Origin of the sequence: Proteus sp. CD3 (assembly GCF_008808075.1) — a bacterium.
Lineage (GTDB): Bacteria > Pseudomonadota > Gammaproteobacteria > Enterobacterales > Enterobacteriaceae > Proteus > Proteus appendicitidis.
Map to the genome: position 1 here is coordinate 3,439,975 of NZ_CP019686.1, position 18,291 is coordinate 3,458,265.

Below are 18,291 nucleotides of genomic sequence, written 5' to 3' on the forward strand. Positions count from 1 at the left end.
ACAAAACGTGTCAGAAACCATTTTTTCCGTTACCATGCACGCATTGTGACCAACAGTTACGAACAACTTACTCTATATATTAATTTACATACTCTTAATAGACGATATTTATGATTGTTTTTTCTTCTTTGCAAATTCGCCGTGGTGTCAGAGTGTTACTGGACAATGCCAGTGCAACCATTAACCCAGGGCAAAAAATTGGTCTAGTCGGTAAAAATGGCTGTGGCAAAACCACATTACTTTCTTTATTGAAAGGTGAACTTCAAGCTGAAGCCGGTAATGCCACTTATCCTAGTACATGGTCAATGGCATGGGTTAACCAAGAAACACCAGCACTTGATGTGCCTGCTATTAATTATGTTATTGATGGTGATAGAGAATACCGTCAGTTAGAACAACGATTACAAAAAGCTAACGAGATAAATGATGGTCACGCTATTGCACTGATACACGGACAATTAGATGCCATTAATGCATGGACAATACAATCTCGTGCGGCGACCTTACTAAATGGCTTAGGTTTTAGCCAACAGCAACTTAATGAACCGGTAAAATCATTTTCAGGTGGCTGGAGAATGCGTTTAAACTTAGCACAAGCGCTGATTTGTCGATCTGATTTACTGTTACTCGATGAACCCACCAACCACTTAGATTTAGATGCTGTTATTTGGCTAGAGAAATGGCTAAAAAGCTACACAGGCACACTTATTTTAATTTCCCATGACCGTGATTTTCTTGATCCTATCGTGGATAAAATCTTGCATATTGAGCAAGAAAAGATCTTTGAATATTCGGGTAACTACTCTTCGTTTGAAATGCAACGTGCAACCAAACTCGCACAACAGCAAGCTTTGTTTGAGAACCAACAAGCCAAAATTGCACACTTACAGAGTTTTATAGATAGATTTAAAGCGAAAGCGACAAAAGCAAAACAAGCTCAAAGCCGTGTAAAAATGCTTGAGCGAATGGAACGTGTTGCTCCTGCACATTCAGATAACCCATTCCAATTTAGTTTCCGCCAACCTGAAAGCTTACCTAATCCTCTTTTATCAATGGAGAAAGTCAGCGCGGGTTATGGTGAAAAAGTTATTCTTAATGATATCAAACTCAATTTAGTTCCTGGCTCTCGTATTGGATTATTAGGGCGCAATGGTGCAGGTAAATCGACACTGATTAAATTACTTGCAGGCGAAATTCAGCCGTTACAGGGAAAGTTGGCTCTTTCTAAAGGTATTAAACTGGGTTATTTTGCCCAACATCAATTAGAGTTTTTACGCTCTGATGAATCAGCACTACAGCATTTAACTCGTTTAGCACCCAAAGAGACTGAACAAAAATTACGTGATTATTTAGGTGGTTTCGGTTTCCATGGCGATAAAGTCACGGATGCTTGTGGTCAATTTTCTGGAGGTGAAAAGGCACGTTTAGTCTTATCACTTTTAGTTTGGCAACGTCCTAACTTGCTATTAATGGATGAACCAACAAACCACCTTGATTTAGATATGCGCCAAGCCCTAACCCAAGCGCTAATTAGCTTTGAAGGCGCAATTGTTGTTGTATCGCATGATAGGCATTTATTACGCTCTACCACTGACGATCTCTATCTTGTACACGATGGTCAAGTGGAGCCATTTGATGGCGATCTTGATGATTACCAACAATGGTTAGTTGATCAAAATCGCCAAGAGACACAGGCAAATAAAAGCCAACAAGATAACAACAATACCACGGCAACCGCCAATTTAAGTGCTCAAGATAAAAAAGAGCAAAAACGCAAAGAAGCAGAGTTTAGACAACAAACCCAGCCTTTACGCAAGAAACTCACAACATTAGAAAGCAAGATGGATAAATTAAGCCAAGAGCTTAGTGATATCGAAACGGCTCTTTCTGATAGTGGTATTTATGATACTAGCCGTAAAAATGAGCTTTCTGATTGCTTAAGCCGACAAGGTGTTGCGAAATCTGCACTAGAAGAAGCGGAAATGGAGTGGATGGAGTTACAAGAAACGCTGGAAGAAATGACAAACACATTTGAAGCCCAGTAATACAACCCAATTCATTAAAAAAGGAACTATTTTAAGTAAAATAGTTCCTTTCTTTTTGTCTGTCCATTCATTCTGAAAATTTATACAATTCATTTCACTTACGGTATTTATATCATTTTACAATAGCACGATTTACACAAAACATAATCTTACCCTATCCAACAATAACCCAATAAAAATAATCATCTAACTTTTATTTTCTACCTATTTATATTAAGTAAGGGAAATAAATTCTTTCACGCTAAAGTTTTCAACATTCCAGCCGAATTAATCATTCTGCTAAGTGGACCTCCCACTTACCAACGAAAAGGCAAAGCTAATAGGTAGGGTTATGTTAAAACGAATTAAAATCTCTCAAGGTTTAATGTGTGTCCTGACTCTGTTTTGTATTATTCAGATCATTTCTGGAGTACAAAGCATTCACGATGCCTACCAGACTCAAAATACTCTTAAAAGAATTTCATACAGTTTCGATCAACTACGCACCATGGATAATACCTATGCGGAGTTGAATACATTACGTACTGATATTATTGCACAAGCATTTAGTTATATTTCAAATCCTCAAGCTGAGGATGCAAACATCACCGCATTTATGCAAACAATGCCTGCACGTAAAGCGCAAGTTGATGCATTGATGAATGAGTATGTGGAACTATCCGTGCAAACAGGTTTCGATCAGCAACGTATGGCACAGATCAAACAGCTATATCAAAAGAGCCGAACTGATCTTGATTTACTGGCGCAGTATTTAAGTGAACGTAACACTAACGCGGTTCGTTTAATTTTAAAAAGCCCAGCAAACACTAACTTCACAAATTCATTGTATGAAGCCACAGACTTTATTACCGATGAAGTTGTTAACCCTTCAGTGATTGAAGCAGAAGCTAATTACCACAGCATGTTGTGGATAGCATCACTCTTTATGGGTATCTTCCTCCTCTTTACCACCTTAGTGCTTATTTGGATCCGCAAATACATTATTGCTCGCATTAGCCAAATGATCGCCTATCAAGAAACAATTGCTAAAGGTGATTTAGTCAGTCGCATTGATAGCGATATTTCAGGTAAGACTGAAATCGATCAGCTCATGCTTGGCTTACAGCAAATGCGCGCTCAATTAAAAGAGATGGTAAGTTCTATTCGAAATACGAGTACAACCATTTACACAGGCGTACAAGAGATTGCTGCGGGTAATAATGACTTATCGAGCCGAACTGAAGAGCAAGCCAGCGCATTAGAAGAAACGGCGTCCAGCATGGAGCAAATGACCGCAACTATTCGTAATAACACGGAAAGCGCTCGTGAAGTAACAGAGCTTGTTATGAGCACTGCCGATATTGCCGTTCAAGGTGGCGAGCATAGTAATAAGATGGTCATGACAATGACTGACATTGCCGATCGCTCACAAAAAATTGGTGAAATTACTGCAGTTATTGATGATATTGCTTTCCAAACCAACATTTTAGCCCTTAACGCTGCTGTTGAAGCAGCAAGAGCAGGCGAACAAGGCCGAGGTTTCTCTGTTGTTGCCAGTGAAGTTCGCAACTTAGCACAACGCAGTGCAGAAGCGGCGAAAGAGATCAAAGAACTTATTGAATCGACAATATTACGTGTTAGACAAGGTAATGATCTCGTCGAACAGGTAAGTTTATCAATGGGTGAGATTGTTACATCTGTTAATCATGTTTCAGGTTCGATGAAGGAAATTTTATCTGCATCAGAAGAGCAAACGCGTGGTATTGCACAAATCAGCCTCGCTGTTAATGAGATGGATAAAGCAACCCAGCAAAATGCGGCGATGGTTGAACAATCAACGGCTGCTTCTGCCACATTAAGCGAACAAGCAAGTATGTTGGATACGATTGTGAATACATTTAAAGTGGAGCACGAAAAAGCCGCACCCGCTAAAGCTAAATTGCCCGCATTTTCAGCTAAATCGCAAGACACTGAAACACTTAAAACCCCCACAATCAAAACCAATAATCACGAAGTAGATGATAATTGGGAAAGCTTTTAATTATCTCTTTCACGTAACATCAAGAGAGATGGCGGTGTAAAAAATAGCCCAGAACTATAACAAAACCTCTCCCTACCCTACTCCCAGTCATTTTTCTGGGAGTATTTTTGATCTCACTTCACATAAACACAAAAAACAGACCTTTTTTCATACGAAATAAAAGCGTTTTTTCAGAAATATTAAGAGTATTTATGAAATTGATAATTTTATTTTACTTATTATAAGATAAAAAGATAAATAAAAATAAAATACTGCTTATTATCATTTTAATACTTAATAACTCATTATTAATATTTATATTTTAATAATTAACACAAAATATAAGTAAGTTAATACACTTATAGTCTTTTCTATTAATCATTAGAAAATTTTAGCCATTAGCTGATAATTAAAGCTAAAAAAAGAAATATAAGTCGTTTTTACTATCAAACAGAGTAGAAAAGGTAAAGTTTTTAAATATTAAGCCGAATAAGTTTAATTGATAAATAGTTATCGCTCCTTGCTGTGTGTCCTACAAACCAATTAAATAGGTAAGGCTATGCTGAAACGAATAAAAATATCTAATGGCTTAATGTTTATCTTAATACTGTTTTGCGCTATTCAACTTTTTTCTGGTGCAATGAGTATCCGTGACGCGAGTTTAACAAATAAACGGATCTCACAATTAGCAAATGGCTTTGAACAGATAAAAACGATGGATTATGGTTATGCTGAGTTGAATAAATTACGTGAAGATATGCTCAATATTATGTTTGAAGCTCATCTCACACCCGATATTGCTGAAAATAAAATCTCTGACTTCCTTTCTACTTATCCAAAACGAAAACAAGAAGTTACACGTATTATTACCGCATACTTCACGGCTACCGAAGACGCAGATTTTAATCCCGAAAAAATAGAGAGCATGAAGAAGCTTTTTAATCGAGTGCTTTACGATCTTGACCAACTTGTATCATGTTTAGAGATCCGCGATTACTACGGTTTTCAATCTCTTTATGCACATAATACCAATGAACGCTTCACTCAATCCCTTTATGAAGCAACAGATTATCTTAGTGATAACGTTGTTACTCACGCAATAAAAGCAGCTCAAGGTAATTATGAACGTACCTTAGTTTTATCTTTTGTCTTTATGTTTATTTTTATTCTTTTCACTGTCCTTGTTGTGCTTTGGATACGTCGAAATATTGTTTTACGTATCAATCAAATTGTCGATTATATGTCGGAAATTTCACAAGGAAATTTATTAGAAAATAAAGATGTCACAGCAAAAGGAAATAATGAAATCGACCAATTAATTACCAGTATTCAATATATGCGTACTGAACTGTCATTAATTGTGAATGCGATCCGAGGAACAAGTCATCATATTTATACAGGTGTTCAAGAGTTATCCGCAGGAAATACCGATCTTTCTTGTCGTACCGAAGAACAAGCGAGTGCATTAGAGGAAACGGCATCAAGTATGGAACAACTCACAGCAACAGTGAGAAATAATACAGAAAGCGCTCGTGAAGTTTCACACCTTATCAGTCAGACCTCCAATATTGCCAGCAAAGGGGGCGATGTCACCAATAGAATGGTGAAAACAATGACTGACATTGCTGATAGCTCACAAAAAATTGGCGAGATCACTGCGGTTATCAATAGCATCGCTTTTCAAACCAATATTTTATCATTAAATGCTGCGGTTGAAGCGGCCAGAGCCGGTGAACAAGGTCGTGGTTTCTCCGTAGTTGCAACAGAGGTCAGAGAATTGGCACAACGCAGTGCTGAAGCTGCAAAAGAAATTAAAGAGTTAATTGATGCCTCTATTAGCCGTGTTCGCCATGGTAATGATCTCGTTGAACAAGTTAGCATTTCTATGGGTGAGATACTGACATCCGTAAAACATGTTGAAGATTCAATGACTGAAATTTTATCTGCGTCAGAAGAGCAAACTCGAGGCATTACTCAAGTCTCTCTTGCGGTGACTGAAATGGATAAAGCAACACAGCAAAATGCGGCTATGGTTGAACAATCTTCCGCTGTTGCCAGCTTATTGACTGAAGAAGCCGGTAATCTTGAACAAATCGTTGAACAGTTTAAAACGGCTGAAAGTGAACAGTTCAATAAAAAGGCACAACACAAAGTAATAGAAAAACAGTTCTCATCTGAAAAATCGCTACATACAAAAGATGAAAAGATAAAAAATACAGTCAAAGATGAAGTGAAAGAGAGGAAATCAGCAAAAGGAACAACGACTGTAAATGACGGTGAAGATGATGATTGGACAAGCTTTTAACCCATTAATTTGAACATAATAACAACGTGATTTAGATACACACAAAGACACCTATTTTTAGTAGGTGTCTTTTTCTTTTACTTCTTAAATAATGACAAATTAATGAAATACATTGATTGCACTAACTAAGTAGTTAGTTTGTACTTTCATTTCACCTGAAATCACTGAGGCTTTCGAAACATAATTCGCATTTTCATGCGTAATCGATTCCAATTTTTCGACAGCACGGCCAAGCTCTTTTAAACCCGCACTCTGCTCTGATGATGCAAGACTGATCTCACCAATTAAATCGGTCACATTTTTAACATGCACCACAATATCTTCCATTGTTCCAACTGTTTCATTGACCTGCTTTGAACCCACTTTGATATTGCTACTTGAAGCATTGATCAATGCTTTGATCTCTTTCGCTGCTTCAGCACTGCGTTGTGCCAATTCTCTGACCTCTGTTGCAACTACGGAGAAACCTCGCCCCTGTTCACCGGCTCTAGCCGCTTCTACGGATGCATTAAGTGCAAGGATATTCGTTTGGAAAGCAATGCTATCAATAACACCAATGATATTACTAATACGATCAGAGCTTTTCGCAATATCATTCATGGTAGTAACGATATTATCCATTGCACTACCTCCTTTTATCGCTGCCTCACAAGTGATATTAGAGAGATTATTTGCCTGCCCTGCCGTTTCACTATTACTGCTTACCGCCGTTGTTAATTCATTCATCGTTGAAGCAGTTGCTTCAACATTGCTGGCGGTTTGTTCTGTTCTCACATACAGATCGCGATTACCTGCGGCTAATTGATCACAAGAAATATCGACTTGATGAATTTGATGACTCACATCACTTACCAACCAACGGAACATGCGTCCTAATTGATTGACGGAACGCTGTGTCATGCCGACTTCATCGATGCGATTGATATACGTAACGTTATGTTCATCGCCAGTTGCAACTCGATTCGCTTGCTCATTAAGTAGTCTAATTGGCTTAACAAGCTGAAAATAGAGAATACGTTCATTTGCCATCAGTAATACCAGCAAAATCGCGATATGCATAAAAAGAGCATAACCCGATAAACCAGCAAACCATGCACTTAACAACATAAAAGGCAAAGGTAAGAGGATAAAAAGACGGAGTCGTTTTTTTAATGAAATTGTTTGATTCCATGAGCGCCAACGTTGCCATCCTTTATAAACAAAAGCGCCTTTTAAAAACGTGTGTGAAGGGTATTTACCTTGATTAAAAGCGGCGTAAAGTGCTGAGGCTTGTGCTATTTCCTCTTTTTTTGCCGACGTCCTTACCGACATAAAACTTTGAATTTTACCCTGACGTATAATAGGAGTGACATTCGCTCTTACCCAATAGTGATCCCCATTTTTACGCCGATTCTTCACGATCCCAGTCCAAACCTCGCCTTGCTTTAAGGTTCTCCACATATCCTTAAAAACTTCTGAAGGGATATCTGGGTGTCGGACAATATTGTGGGGATGCCCCACAAGTTCTTCCACTGAAAACCCACTGGCTTCAACAAAGTCCTCATTGGCATAAATAATATTGCCATCAAGATCTGTCGTTGACATCAGTGTTGCGTTTTCAGATACCGGGTATTCTCGCTGTGTCACCGGTTGATTGTTACGCATTAGTTACTCTCCTCGACATTGAAATTAAAACATCTCAACAAAAAAAGACTGCCTAAATAACTATCGTTTCGGCTGTTAGGAGAATAACTTTAGCAATAAGTGTAAATACCTACATTTAAATATTAGTTTTTTGAATCAGTTCAAAATTTTTAATTATCCAAGCTATTAATTAATGCCTGTGAACTCAGCACTAATGTCTTCGCACACTCATCACGTTTCTTTAATAACGCCATAAAAATAAGGTCGGTGATCGTGTTTTGTGCTGTACGTGAAGAAATTGAAGCACTTCGCCACTCACCTTCATCCGCAATTGTTTCTAATATATAATCAGAAATTCTTCCTAATGGAGAGTGTTTTTCTCCAGTAATAGCAATGATTTTCGCTCCCTGTTTTTTAGCCACAGAGGCCGCAACCAACATATCTTTTCTTTTGCCACTATAAGAAACAACTATCTGTAAATCCTTTGAACTTAACATTTGAGCAACAGATATCTGAACATGATGATCTGTTTCAATCAGAGTAGTTATTCCTATTTTCTGTAATTTATAACTTAAGTCTCTTGCGACTAACCCTGACCCCCCAATACCAATAATCTGAACTCGCTGAGCTTCATCAATAAGCTGGATCACCTTTTCAAAATGAAGGTAATTAATTTTGCGAGTGGTATCACTGATAGAATTATTCTTCTCTTGAGCAAGCTTTTGAGCGATTACAACTAAGCTATCTTCAGAGCCAATCTGATTATGTAATATGCTAGGATCTTGCCCAGTATTTGCATTTTTTCGCCCAAGATCTTCACTAATGGCAAGTTTCAAAGAAGGAAAGCCTTTGAAGCCAATTTTTTGGCTAAATTTAACAATAGCGGATTGACTCACCCCCATTGTTTCAGCGAGTTGCTGTGATGAAAGAGTAACCGTTTTTTCTGGGTTCTCTAAAATATAATCCGCTATTTTACGTTGATTTGTCGCCATACCAGGCTTGATCCACGCAATCTTCGTTAATGTTGGCATAATGACAATATCCACTTCGAGTACAATATAGTTATATATGGAATAATTTTGATAAAACGTTTAATACCTAAAGTAATTAGGTTTTTAGAATAAAATCAATTAGAAACAAAATATGAGACACAATATGAGACACAATATGAGACACAATAAATCATAAAAAAAGTAATATTATTATCGAAAGACTTGTTCTTATAATAACGTTATATTGACTTTTTTATTCAATCTCTCACACATTAACCTCTATATTTTATAATACTTAATTTAATTTTTTCCAATTCTAAATAATAATTTATTCTTCTTGGTCAATAATACGATATAAACTGAATATATTTATATTCAGTAAAATTGCGTTGTTAAACATAATCATTAACTAAATAACAATATAAAACACATTTTAAAAACATTAACACAATAAAAAACCTTTAATTACAAACAATAACAAGGAATAAATAATTCCTTTATCGAGGAATTATTTTTATTTTTAATGATGTAAAAATAGATTAAATGGCATATTTTAATAAAAAGGCGGATATTAAAAAAAGTAAAAACCCGAAATTAATAAGCCTTTCATATAATTCATACTGTAACATACATAATAAAGATGACAGATGATCGCAGATCTCTCTTTTGATAGATTAATACTCTTTTTTTAATACACATTCAGAAAGATCATTTCAACCAAACTTAAAAAAACATTATTAAAACTAAAAAAATTAAGTTATCTATTGATTTATAACTATTTTTTAATTCACCCGATCCAAATCAACGGTACACAAAGTGCTGTTAATAATCCCATCGAGATATTAAAAATAAACCAAGACTGTCTGCTTTGTAAAAATAGGCTAATTAATGTGCCACCTAAAATCCAAACAATACCCGCAACGAAATTAACAATGACCATAACAATACTAATCGCAATAACGGAGCTAAAATAAGCATCGCCCGATAAACTGAAGCTTCCTACTGCACCTAAGCCCATCATCCACGCTTTTGGATTTAGAAATTGCAATAATCCACCCTGAAACCAGCTTACTGCTTGGGGTGTTTTTGCTGGAATATCTAAACGCTGATAAGATGATGTTGCCGTTTTCCAAGCAAGCCAAAGTAGATACGCACTCCCGACTATCTTCAATCCAATGTGCAGTGCAGGATAAATTATCAATAATGCGGCAACACCAAATGCGGAACTCAATAAAACGCATTGCATACCCAGCATAATACCAGCCATCAGCTTTAATGAGCTTTTAAAACCTACATTAGCGCCTGATGAAGTCAGCAATAAGTTGTTGGGTCCAGGCGTGATAGCCGCAATAAACAGGAAAATAGCTAACGATGAAATCAGACTAATTGTCATTATAAGTGCTCAAAGATGTGACAGATGTTTTATTTTCACCGAAAATAGCAGTATGTTATTTAGCAAACAAGTGTTAATTCATTTTGATAGACGGAAAATATGTCTCAATACTTTAATCCAATGCGTTGGGCTAAAAATCCACATTTACAAACGCTCTTACCAAGAATTGTACGCAGGACACCACAACTTACGCCATATTGGCAACGACTCAATCTTCCAGACAACGATTTTGTCGATTTAGCGTGGAGTGAAGATCCGACAATGGCACTCAATAAACCACGCTTAGTCATTTTTCATGGCTTAGAAGGTGGATTTAGCAGCCCTTATGCTCACGGCATGTTAGCCGCAGCAAAAGAGAGGGGCTGGCTAAGCGTTGTGATGCACTTTAGAGGATGTAGTGGTGAACCCAATAGACAAAACCGTATTTATCACTCTGGTGAAACGGAAGATGCTCGCTACTTCTTAAATTGGCTGAAAAAAGAATTTGGTGAGCAACCAACAGCCGCCGTTGGTTATTCTCTTGGTGGAAATATGCTTGCCTATTATCTCGCAGAAAGTGGTGAAAATGCGGTTGTCGATGCTGCCGTTATTGTCTCTGCGCCATTAATGCTAGAACCATGCTCAACAAAAATTGAACATGGCTTTTCTCGTTTTTATCAATGGTATCTGTTAAAAGAGCTGAAAAATAACGCAACACGTAAGCTTGTTCGTTATCCTGAATCGTTACCCATTAGTTTGTTAACGATAAAATCCATTAAAAAACTACGTCAATTTGACGATTTAATTACCTCTAAAATCCATGGATTTAAAGATGCGTTAGATTATTATCGCCAATGCAGCGCATTGCCTTTATTAAATAAAATAAAGAAAACAACACTGATTATTCACGCTAAAGATGATCCTTTTATGTCTGCGGATGTTATTCCTGATATCACAACCTTACCAAATAACATTGAATATCAACTCACCGAGTTTGGTGGACATGTCGGTTTTGTCAGTGGAAAACTGTCTAAACCCGTGATGTGGCTTGAAAGTCGAATACCTGACTGGTTATCCGCTTATTTGGAGAAAACCAAATGATAATTCCTTGGAAGGATCTTTCCACAGAGGCACTTGATAATCTTATTGAAAGTTTTGTTTTACGAGAAGGCACTGATTATGGTATCCAAGAGAAAACGCTTGAACAAAAAGTCGCCGACGTAAAAAAACAGCTTAAATCCGGTGAAGCCGTATTGGTTTGGTCAGAACTTCATGAGAGCGTCAATATTATGCCGGCATCGCAGTTTCGCTCTGGTTAGTTATTCAAAGCAAGCGATGTATCGCCATCAATAAGGGTCAACCTTATTTAGCAAAAGGATAACCTATGTCAATCAAGCATCCGATCATCGCAGTAACTGGCTCTAGTGGTGCAGGGACGACCACAACAAGCCAAGCTTTTCGTAAGATATTCCAACAACTCAATGCAAATGCAGCATTGATTGATGGAGATAGCTTCCATCGCTATACCCGTCCTGAAATGGATATGGCGATAAGAAAAGCCAGAGAACAAGGTAGACATATCAGTTATTTTGGTCCTGAAGCAAATGATTTTAGCTTACTGAGTAAGACCTTAAGTCAGTATAGTGATACAGGGCAAGGGCAATCTCGCAAATATCTACACTCTTATGATGAAGCCACTCCCTATAACCAATTACCGGGTACATTTACCCCTTGGGAGCCTTTGCCAAATAATACCGATGTTCTTTTTTATGAAGGGTTACACGGGGGTGTAGTTACCAACGAACATGATGTTGCACAACATGTTGATTTATTAGTGGGCGTTGTACCTATCGTAAACCTTGAGTGGATACAAAAACTCATTCGAGACACCACAGAACGAGGGCATTCACAAGAGGCGGTAAGAGATTCGGTTGTACGCTCAATGGATGATTATATTAGCTATATTATTCCTCAATTCTCACGCACTCACATTAACTTCCAACGCGTTCCGACGGTTGATACTTCAAACCCCTTTTCTGCCAAAGCGATCCCCACTCTCGATGAGAGCTTTATTGTTATTCGTTTTCGAGGCTTAACCGATATTGATTTTCCCTATTTACTTGCGATGTTGCATGGCTCCTTTATGTCAACAATAAATACTATTGTTGTACCGGGCGGGAAATTAGGATTAGCGATGGAATTAATTATGGCGCCATTAGTCAAAAAATTATTAAATGGCGAAAAGATAAGTTAACCAAAATAAAATTTATCTCTATAAAAATAATATCCCATTAATTAAGGGATATTATTTTTCAGATTAAACTTTATTTTAAAATATCAAAATTAGTCAGCATCTTTTATTTCAAATGAATGCGTAATATTGGCTGCTTTTCCTAGCATTAAAGAAACAGAACAATATTTTTCTGCCGATAATTGAACGGCGCGTTCTACGATTTTATCCGTTAACTCTTTACCTGAAACAATAAAATGTAAATTGATATCCGTAAATAAACGAGGGGCTTCTTCGCGTCGCTCTGATGTTAATTTCACTTCACAATCAGTCACTTGGTGACGACCTTTACGTAAAATACTCACGACATCAATCGCACTACATCCACCCGCAGCAATTAATACCATTTCCATTGGGCTTGGGGCTTTATCACCCGAATTCCCATCCATCATAATTTGATGGCCAGATGAAGATTCACCAACAAAAGATAAATCTTCAACCCACTTAACTCTCGCTTCCATTTATTTTCCCCTAAAGATGACAGAAACTAAAAGAGTACATACTCATAATTCAACTGGCAATTAGCAAATAGGTTTATTATGCTGACTGCGTAAAACGAGACTTAATGCACTAATTGTGTTAAAAACAATATCTGCTTGATGATAGTGGTTAAGATCAATGCATTATTTTCTCATTTATTATAATCTACTCCATATTAACTTACCGTGTTCTCAGGAAGTTAATAGGTAAAGATAGGATTTTTAAGCACGCTGTCTCAAAAGGGAACCTATCCGTTTTGAAAGGCTGCATTTAACGTACAGAGGATAACGCGAATGGTTCTCGGCAAGCCGCAAACAGACCCGACTCTTGAATGGTTTTTGTCACACTGCCATATTCACAAATATCCATCCAAGAGCACGCTGATCCACCAAGGTGAGAAAGCGGAAACACTTTATTATATTGTTAAAGGTTCCGTAGCTGTTCTTATTAAAGATGAAGAAGGAAAAGAAATGATCCTCTCCTACCTAAATCAGGGGGATTTCATCGGTGAACTTGGATTATTTGAAGAAGATCAAGAACGTAGTGCATGGGTTAGAGCAAAAACAGCCTGTGAAGTAGCAGAAATTTCCTATAAAAAATTCCGCCAATTAATTCAGGTTAACCCTGATATTCTGATGCGCCTTTCTGCTCAAATGGCGAACAGATTACAAACCACATCAGAAAAAGTAGGTAACCTTGCTTTCCTTGATGTAACAGGTCGTATTGCACAAACCTTATTAAACTTAGCAAAACAACCCGATGCAATGACGCATCCTGATGGCATGCAAATTAAAATTACACGTCAGGAAATTGGTCAAATCGTTGGTTGTTCACGCGAAACTGTAGGCCGTATTCTGAAAATGCTGGAAGATCAAAACTTGATCTCCGCACACGGTAAAACTATCGTCGTTTACGGGACTCGCTAAGTTTCCCCGCTCGAATAAACAATAGCCTATAAAAGGGCTATTGATAGACTTTTATATGTAAACCCCATCCTCGTTGATGGGGTTTTTAGTCGATACTACCCTGCTACAAATTCCGCAATAGCCGCTTTTAATGCCACCATTCCTTCTTGTAGCTCTTCTTGGGTAATAATTAACGATGGTGTAAAACGCATCACATCGGCTCCTGCGTTTAACATCATTAAGCCATGTTTGGCAGCAAGACCGAGTAACTCTTTGGCTTTACCTTCATATTGTGGTGCCAATTGCGCACCAATCAATAAACCTTGCCCACGAATTTGCGAAAAGACATTATAGATTTGATTGATTGCCGTCAGTTCATCCACAATCCATTGATAGCGCTTTTCTACACCCTCCAATACCTCCGGTGTATTAATTAAATCAAATGCGACATTACCCACGGCACAAGCTAATGGATTGCCACCATAAGTTGTACCATGAGTTCCGACACCCATTGCAGAAGCTATCTCATGTGTTGTTAACATTGCACTAAGTGGAAAACCACTTCCTAGTGCTTTTGCGGTTGTAATAATGTCGGGTGTCACATCATAGTTCATATAGGCGAAAAGCTTGCCTGTACGCCCCATACCCGTTTGTACTTCATCAAGAACAAGCAGCGCTTGATGCTTATCGCACAATTCACGTAGCCCTCTCATAAACTCAGGTGTTGCCGCCGTTACGCCACCTTCACCTTGAACTGGCTCTAAAACAACAGCACAAGTGTGATCGTCCATTACCGCTTTAACCGCATCTAAATCATTAAAGGGGACGTGTACGATATCTGCAGGCTTAGGGCCAAAACCATCTGCATATTTAGGTTGCCCACCAACAGAGACTGTAAACAGTGTTCTGCCATGGAATGCATGGTGAAAAGCAATAATTTTAGTTTTATAAGGGCTATGGCGAGTAATGGCATAATGGCGCGCTAATTTAAATGCTGCCTCATTCGCTTCTGCGCCTGAATTGGCAAAAAAGACACGTTCTGCAAATGTGTTATCTATTAATTTTTGAGCTAAGCGCAATGCGGGTTCATTAGTAAAAATATTACTTACATGCCAAAGTTGTTCGCTTTGTTCTTTCAAGGCTTGATTAAGAGCAGGATGGGCATGTCCCAGTGCTAAAACAGCAATACCACCAGCAAAATCAATATACGATTTTCCCTGCTGATCCCAAACACGGCTACCCATCCCTTTGACAGGAATAAATTCTGCGGGTGAATAAATTGGCAACATTACTTGATCGTAAGTTGCCCGGTTGATGCTTTGCTTTTTCATTACCCCACCTGATCGTTATTCATATTTAATATGAAAATATAATCACTAAATATGAATAAAAAATCAAATGTGGTTTTGTATAAAAAGGCATTATTTCGCTATTTAAATGCTATCCATTTAATATTTAAGGAAATTATTTAATAGCTCATGCCCTTGTTCACTTAAAATACTTTCTGGGTGAAATTGAACCCCTTCAATTGGCAGAGTACGATGGCGAATTCCCATAATTTCATCAACATTTCCATCATGTTGGCTCCATGCCGTCACTTCAAAAGGTACAGGTAATGTCGTCGCATCAATCACTAAAGAGTGGTAACGCGTTACATTTAAAGGACGATTAAGCCCCTTAAAAACACCTTGTTGATTATGATGTATTAATGAATTTTTACCATGCATCACTTCTCGCGCTCTGATAACTGATGCACCAAAAGCTTGTCCTATCGCTTGATGTCCAAGACAAACGCCAAGAATAGGAATTTCACCGGCAAACCGCTGTATAGCCTCAAGTGAGATCCCAGCTTCATCAGGAGTGCAAGGTCCTGGCGAGATAACAAGATGTGCTGGCATCATCTTTTCTATCTCTTTAAGTCCGATCTCATCGTTACGCTTAACAACAACCTCAGCACCCAATTCACAGAAATACTGATAGAGGTTGTAGGTAAACGAGTCGTAATTATCAATAAGTAACAGCATATTAGCCTATCCGACTGATTTTCTTATCATTATCTATTTTATTACTATTTTAAAGCGAGTGTAGATTTGCCAAAATAGCTCGTTGTTTAACCGACTTGGGTACAACAAAGCCGATTATCATAGCACAGGTATAAAATATGAATAGTAAGCAAGAAAATCTGCTGATTTATTGCGCAATAACAATAATGGCGGTAATTGATGATGAATAGAGTAATTAATAGCGTGGCGAATACTTATTGCAGGAGATCACACGAAAAAAGGAAGGATAAAAAATATTTTTTCGTGCTAAAAACCCCGGAATGAAAATATTCATTCCGGTTTATATGTATTTCATCTTATTAGAATAAGTAAATACCCTATCCTAATAATGCGTTTATTGTTTTACAACTTCCGCAGATAAAATAGTGACCGTTTTTACTGGCACATTTTGGTAAGGTCCAATATTACGAGTTGGAGCTTGTGAAATTTTATCAACGACATCCATTCCTTTCACAACTTTACCAAATACGGCATAGCCAAAATCACGTTGACCGTGATCTAAAAATGCATTGTCAGCCACATTAATAAAGAATTGGCTGGTTGCGCTGTCTTTATCTGACGTGCGCGCCATGGCAATAGAACCTTTTACATTGCGTAATCCATTGTCTGCTTCATTTTTAATTGGCGCTCTGGTTTGTTTTTGCTGTAAATCAGCAGTAAAACCACCGCCTTGAACCATAAAGCCAGGAATAACACGATGAAAAGTGGTGCCGTTATAGTACCCATCTTCGACATACTGAATAAAATTTTTCGTTGTAATTGGGGCTTTTTTATTATCCAGTGATATTTCAATATTGCCTTCAGAGGTGACTAATTTAACGAAGGTTTCTCCCGTTGCCATTGCAAAAGTCGCTGTTGTTAAAGTGCAAGCGGTAACGAAGGTGACAAGAAAACGTTTTAACATGCAGGGATCCTTTACTTTAATAGTCTACAACTTACTTAATATGCAGCGATTCTAATTCGCTGAGGTAAATAGTGCCAATCATTTACCTTTATTTACGCTCAATATGTCTAATTAGGTTATAACAGGGTAAATTTTAATTTTTAAGCACTGTTATAAGTCATTAAATTGCGCCAAAATAGAGTAAATAAATATTTTAGATATTCATTTTCATGCGAAATTGAAATGAGTATGCATGAAAAGCCGCATTATTTCAGAGAGGTTTATACCATAATGACCCAATTTAATTACCAAAAAGCACATTTCATCATCAGTGCGCCTGATATCCGTCATTTACCACCAGATACAGGAATTGAAATTGCCTTTGCGGGTCGCTCTAATGCCGGTAAATCCAGTGCTTTAAATGCGTTAACCCAACAAAATGGATTAGCCAGAACCAGTAAAACCCCAGGTCGTACGCAATTAATCAACCTTTTTCAAATTGAAGAAGGCTTACGCTTAGTCGATTTACCAGGCTACGGCTATGCCCAAGTTCCTGAAGAAATGAAGCGTAAATGGCAACGCTCTTTAGGTGAATACCTACAAAAAAGAGAGTGCTTAAAAGGTGTGGTTATTTTAATGGATATTCGTCATCCATTAAAAGATCTTGATATGCAAATGATTGACTGGGCTGTAGGCTCAGAGCTTCCTACTCTCGTTTTACTGACTAAAGCCGATAAACTTGCATCAGGCGCACGTAAAAAGCAGCTAATGAGCGTACGTGAAGAATTGGCAAATAAAGTGGGTGATATCCGCGTAGAATATTTTTCATCATTGAAAAAAATTGGCATTGATAAGCTACGTAACACACTTAATGAATGGTTTTCAGGTTCAGAAGAACAACCTACAAATAATGGCAACGCTTAATTATCTTCTTTTTTCTCAACGATAGCGTGCTGATCTTCTATTGATAAAGGGGAAATCTCTTTTCCCTTTCACTTCTTGCACAAACCACTTCAGTGAATTTTAGATAAAAAAATGCCCCAGTTGAAATAAAGTCAACTGGGGCAGCTAATATTCAGCTAAATCCGATTACGTGAAGTAAAAGGTCTGAAAGATAGAACATCTTACCTCTGTACCCTACGAGAGATAATGTACTCTATTTTATTGGTTAATAAAAGCCCTTTTGTAATTTTTTTTCACATGCAGACACGATTCAGCTATGTGTTTATGTATTCAAACCATAAATAAATGTAGTTTAATTACATAATTATGAGACTTTAATCACTTACGTGAATATGATTAAAAATAGAACAAATCACACAAAAGGTGCGGTT

Annotated in this window: 15 protein-coding genes; 8 read left to right on the top strand and 7 right to left on the bottom strand. The window is 37.5% G+C overall.

The features are described from left to right. Positions 1-110: 110 nt before the first annotated feature. The 3 genes from BTA34_RS15335 to BTA34_RS15345 all read left to right on the top strand — a co-directional run bounded on the left by BTA34_RS15335 (position 111) and on the right by BTA34_RS15345 (position 6,349). Entirely contained in the window at positions 111-2,045 is a 1,935-nt protein-coding gene (locus BTA34_RS15335) for an ABC transporter ATP-binding protein (protein WP_151436295.1), read from the top strand. A gap of 331 nt (positions 2,046-2,376) precedes the next feature. Next, positions 2,377-4,065 carry a methyl-accepting chemotaxis protein gene (locus BTA34_RS15340; protein ID WP_151436296.1) on the top strand — a complete coding sequence of 563 codons (1,689 nt, stop codon included), beginning with the start codon at positions 2,377-2,379 and terminating at the stop codon, positions 4,063-4,065. 538 nt (positions 4,066-4,603) lie between these two features. Beyond that, complete coding sequence (locus tag BTA34_RS15345) at positions 4,604-6,349, top strand: methyl-accepting chemotaxis protein (RefSeq protein ID WP_151436297.1); 1,746 nt, start codon at positions 4,604-4,606, stop codon at positions 6,347-6,349. Positions 6,350-6,448: 99 nt separating this feature from the next. On the opposite strand, the gene BTA34_RS15350 is transcribed toward BTA34_RS15345, so the two are convergent. From BTA34_RS15350 to BTA34_RS15360, 3 genes are all read right to left on the bottom strand, one after another. Next, entirely contained in the window at positions 6,449-7,993 is a 1,545-nt protein-coding gene (locus BTA34_RS15350; RefSeq protein WP_151436298.1) for a methyl-accepting chemotaxis protein, read from the bottom strand. A gap of 149 nt (positions 7,994-8,142) precedes the next feature. Next, on the bottom strand, positions 8,143-9,003 hold the full coding sequence (locus BTA34_RS15355) for an SIS domain-containing protein (protein ID WP_151436299.1): 861 nt from the start codon (positions 9,001-9,003) through the stop codon (positions 8,143-8,145). 748 nt (positions 9,004-9,751) lie between these two features. Continuing rightward, positions 9,752-10,357 (bottom strand): LysE family translocator, encoded by a 606-nt coding sequence (locus BTA34_RS15360; protein WP_151436300.1) that lies wholly within the window; start codon positions 10,355-10,357, stop codon positions 9,752-9,754. A gap of 99 nt (positions 10,358-10,456) precedes the next feature. On the opposite strand from BTA34_RS15360, the gene BTA34_RS15365 reads away from it, so the two are divergent. The 3 genes from BTA34_RS15365 to BTA34_RS15375 all read left to right on the top strand — a co-directional run bounded on the left by BTA34_RS15365 (position 10,457) and on the right by BTA34_RS15375 (position 12,590). After that, on the top strand, positions 10,457-11,437 hold the full coding sequence (locus BTA34_RS15365; protein ID WP_151436301.1) for a hydrolase: 981 nt from the start codon (positions 10,457-10,459) through the stop codon (positions 11,435-11,437). Then, on the top strand, positions 11,434-11,655 hold the full coding sequence (locus BTA34_RS15370) for a YheU family protein (RefSeq protein WP_151436302.1): 222 nt from the start codon (positions 11,434-11,436) through the stop codon (positions 11,653-11,655). Before BTA34_RS15365 ends, BTA34_RS15370 begins: the two co-directional genes overlap by 4 nt. 65 nt (positions 11,656-11,720) lie before the next feature. Next, complete coding sequence (locus BTA34_RS15375; protein ID WP_109374239.1) at positions 11,721-12,590, top strand: phosphoribulokinase; 870 nt, start codon at positions 11,721-11,723, stop codon at positions 12,588-12,590. A gap of 89 nt (positions 12,591-12,679) precedes the next feature. Here BTA34_RS15375 and BTA34_RS15380 read toward each other — a convergent pair whose 3' ends face one another. Beyond that, on the bottom strand, positions 12,680-13,087 hold the full coding sequence (locus BTA34_RS15380; RefSeq protein ID WP_023583286.1) for an OsmC family protein: 408 nt from the start codon (positions 13,085-13,087) through the stop codon (positions 12,680-12,682). Between the two features lie 312 nt (positions 13,088-13,399). Between BTA34_RS15380 and crp the strand changes: the two genes are divergently transcribed. Beyond that, positions 13,400-14,032, top strand: coding sequence for a cAMP-activated global transcriptional regulator CRP (gene crp / locus BTA34_RS15385; RefSeq protein ID WP_004246872.1), 633 nt, complete (start codon positions 13,400-13,402; stop codon positions 14,030-14,032). A gap of 95 nt (positions 14,033-14,127) precedes the next feature. On the opposite strand, the gene argD is transcribed toward crp, so the two are convergent. The 3 genes from argD to ppiA all read right to left on the bottom strand — a co-directional run bounded on the left by argD (position 14,128) and on the right by ppiA (position 16,978). Then, the gene (gene argD, locus BTA34_RS15390) at positions 14,128-15,342 is read right to left on the bottom strand and encodes a bifunctional acetylornithine/succinyldiaminopimelate transaminase (RefSeq protein WP_151436303.1); all 1,215 of its coding nucleotides are present in this window, start codon (positions 15,340-15,342) and stop codon (positions 14,128-14,130) included. A gap of 117 nt (positions 15,343-15,459) precedes the next feature. Continuing rightward, complete coding sequence (locus BTA34_RS15395; protein ID WP_100159719.1) at positions 15,460-16,035, bottom strand: aminodeoxychorismate synthase component II; 576 nt, start codon at positions 16,033-16,035, stop codon at positions 15,460-15,462. 373 nt (positions 16,036-16,408) lie between these two features. Beyond that, positions 16,409-16,978: a peptidylprolyl isomerase A gene (gene ppiA / locus BTA34_RS15400; protein WP_069369599.1), complete on the bottom strand. Its 570-nt coding sequence runs from the start codon at positions 16,976-16,978 to the stop codon at positions 16,409-16,411. Positions 16,979-17,248: 270 nt separating this feature from the next. On the opposite strand from ppiA, the gene yihA reads away from it, so the two are divergent. Further along, positions 17,249-17,881 (top strand): ribosome biogenesis GTP-binding protein YihA/YsxC, encoded by a 633-nt coding sequence (gene yihA / locus BTA34_RS15405; RefSeq protein WP_151436304.1) that lies wholly within the window; start codon positions 17,249-17,251, stop codon positions 17,879-17,881. The last annotated feature ends 410 nt before the right edge of the window (positions 17,882-18,291 follow it).

Coding starts and splice junctions, on each gene's coding strand:
- BTA34_RS15395 (WP_100159719.1), bottom strand. CDS start 16,035: ATGCTGTTACTTATTGATAATTACGACTCGTTTACCTACAACCTCTAT.
- crp (WP_004246872.1), top strand. CDS start 13,400: ATGGTTCTCGGCAAGCCGCAAACAGACCCGACTCTTGAATGGTTTTTG.
- ppiA (WP_069369599.1), bottom strand. CDS start 16,978: ATGTTAAAACGTTTTCTTGTCACCTTCGTTACCGCTTGCACTTTAACA.
- yihA (WP_151436304.1), top strand. CDS start 17,249: ATGACCCAATTTAATTACCAAAAAGCACATTTCATCATCAGTGCGCCT.
- BTA34_RS15365 (WP_151436301.1), top strand. CDS start 10,457: ATGTCTCAATACTTTAATCCAATGCGTTGGGCTAAAAATCCACATTTA.
- BTA34_RS15340 (WP_151436296.1), top strand. CDS start 2,377: ATGTTAAAACGAATTAAAATCTCTCAAGGTTTAATGTGTGTCCTGACT.
- BTA34_RS15345 (WP_151436297.1), top strand. CDS start 4,604: ATGCTGAAACGAATAAAAATATCTAATGGCTTAATGTTTATCTTAATA.
- BTA34_RS15375 (WP_109374239.1), top strand. CDS start 11,721: ATGTCAATCAAGCATCCGATCATCGCAGTAACTGGCTCTAGTGGTGCA.
- BTA34_RS15360 (WP_151436300.1), bottom strand. CDS start 10,357: ATGACAATTAGTCTGATTTCATCGTTAGCTATTTTCCTGTTTATTGCG.
- BTA34_RS15355 (WP_151436299.1), bottom strand. CDS start 9,003: ATGCCAACATTAACGAAGATTGCGTGGATCAAGCCTGGTATGGCGACA.
- BTA34_RS15350 (WP_151436298.1), bottom strand. CDS start 7,993: ATGCGTAACAATCAACCGGTGACACAGCGAGAATACCCGGTATCTGAA.
- BTA34_RS15370 (WP_151436302.1), top strand. CDS start 11,434: ATGATAATTCCTTGGAAGGATCTTTCCACAGAGGCACTTGATAATCTT.
- BTA34_RS15380 (WP_023583286.1), bottom strand. CDS start 13,087: ATGGAAGCGAGAGTTAAGTGGGTTGAAGATTTATCTTTTGTTGGTGAA.
- argD (WP_151436303.1), bottom strand. CDS start 15,342: ATGAAAAAGCAAAGCATCAACCGGGCAACTTACGATCAAGTAATGTTG.
- BTA34_RS15335 (WP_151436295.1), top strand. CDS start 111: ATGATTGTTTTTTCTTCTTTGCAAATTCGCCGTGGTGTCAGAGTGTTA.